Origin of the sequence: Deinococcus pimensis DSM 21231, from assembly GCF_000519345.1 — a bacterium.
Lineage (GTDB): Bacteria > Deinococcota > Deinococci > Deinococcales > Deinococcaceae > Deinococcus_A > Deinococcus_A pimensis.
This window is the reverse complement of record NZ_KI912647.1, coordinates 89,538-91,073: the sequence shown is the minus strand read 5'-3', so window position 1 is coordinate 91,073 and position 1,536 is coordinate 89,538. Positions and strand designations below refer to the sequence as shown.

Annotated in this window: 3 protein-coding genes; 2 read left to right on the top strand and 1 reads right to left on the bottom strand. The window is 73.4% G+C overall.

All coding sequences use genetic code 11. The features are described 5' to 3' along the window. Positions 1-485, top strand: a 485-nt coding sequence (locus tag DEIPI_RS30980; RefSeq protein ID WP_281173210.1) for a 3-oxoacyl-[acyl-carrier-protein] synthase III C-terminal domain-containing protein, incomplete at its 5' end; no start/stop codon positions are given. Beyond that, positions 482-1,039, top strand: a complete 558-nt coding sequence (locus DEIPI_RS0113260; RefSeq protein WP_245588559.1) for an isoprenylcysteine carboxyl methyltransferase family protein — start codon at positions 482-484, stop codon at positions 1,037-1,039. The genes DEIPI_RS30980 and DEIPI_RS0113260, both read left to right, overlap by 4 nt. Before the next feature lie 155 nt (positions 1,040-1,194). Here DEIPI_RS0113260 and DEIPI_RS0113255 read toward each other — a convergent pair. Next, positions 1,195-1,536, bottom strand: a 342-nt coding sequence (locus DEIPI_RS0113255) for a type I phosphoribosyltransferase (RefSeq protein WP_027482081.1), incomplete at its 5' end; no start/stop codon positions are given.

The window sequence follows — 1,536 nt, the reverse complement described above, 5'->3', positions numbered from 1 at the left end:
CGGCGCTCGTGCTCGGCCCGCGTGAGGGCGGCGCCGGGCGCGGCGGCGCGCGAGGTCCCGCCCTGATGGGTTCGTACTCCACCCTCATCGAGGACAGCGCGGACGTGATGGGCTGGGACGTCGTCGAGGACGGCCTCAAGGTCCGCTTCTCCCGCGACATTCCCGCGCTGGTGCGCTCCATGATGCGCGGGAACGTCGCCGAGGCGCTCGCCACGATCGGCTGGACCCGCGACGACGTGGAGCACTTCGTGGTGCATCCCGGCGGCGTGAAGGTCCTCGCGGCCTTCGAGGAGGCGCTGGAGGTGCCGCCCGGCACGCTCGACACGTCCAGGGACGTGCTGCGCGAGTACGGCAACATGTCCTCCGCGACGGTGCTGTTCGTGCTGGAGCGCGCCCTGCGCGCCCGCCCGCGCGGACGCGGCGTCCTGAGCGCCATGGGGCCGGGCTTCAGCGCGGAACACGTGATGCTGGAGTTCGACGCTTGACGTCCCGTCCCGAGGCGCGGAGCTTCACGGGCGCGCGGCTCACGCCGTGGCTCGTGGGGTTCATCGTCGCGCAGCGCCTGCTGGAACTGCGGGTCGCGCGGTCCAACGAGCGCTGGGCGCGGGAGCGCGGCGCGGTGGAGCACGGGCGGGCGCACTACCCGCTGTTCTTCCTGCTGCACGGCGGCTGGCTCGCCGCGCTGCTGATCGAGGGGCGCCGCTCGCGCGCGCGCGTCTCGTGGGGGTGGCTGCTGCTGTGGCTCGTGATGCAGCCCACGCGGGTCCTCGTGATCCGCACGCTGGGCCGCTACTGGAACACGCGCGTGCTGATCGTGCCCGGCGGCGAGCGCGTGCGGCGCGGCCTCTTCGCGCGGGTGCGGCACCCGAACTACCTGGTCGTGGCGACGGAACTGCTCAGCGCGCCCCTCGCGGTGGGCGCGCCCCGCACGGCGCTCGTGGCGTCGCTGCTCAACGCGGCGCTGCTGCTGCTGATCCGAATTCCGCTGGAGGAACGGGCGCTCCAAAGTTACAGAGACACCTCACCGCCCCAGGCATAAGGACCGGACCGCTCCGGTCCGTACGCAGCCAAACGCGGACGGCCACCATCGAGTACAGAGACATCTCACCGCCCCATGCATAAGGACCGGACCGCTCCGCCCATGAGTGTGGAGACACGTCCCCGCGCCAGGCCTGAGCGAGGGGCCGCTGCTCCTCACTCCACCTTCTCGCCGCGCCGCTCGAACTCCACGCCGCGCGGCGTGTCGGCGACGCGGACGAGGCTGTCGACGCGCGCGCCGAGCATCTCCAGCCGTCCGCGCGCCCCGCGCGTGGTGAACTCCACGCCCGCCAGGACGCCCGCGACCTGCAGTCCGGCGGACCGGACGAGGCTGCCGAGGTGCAGTTCCGTCAGGCCGTCCGTGAGGACCGAGGTGCAGATCAGCACGTCGCGTCCGCCGCGCAGCGAGGCCTGCTCCACCCACCAGGGCCCCGCGCGCAGGTGGGCGCGCAGCATGACCTCCTGACCGGCGACGGCGAGCCGCGCGTGCGGTCGGCG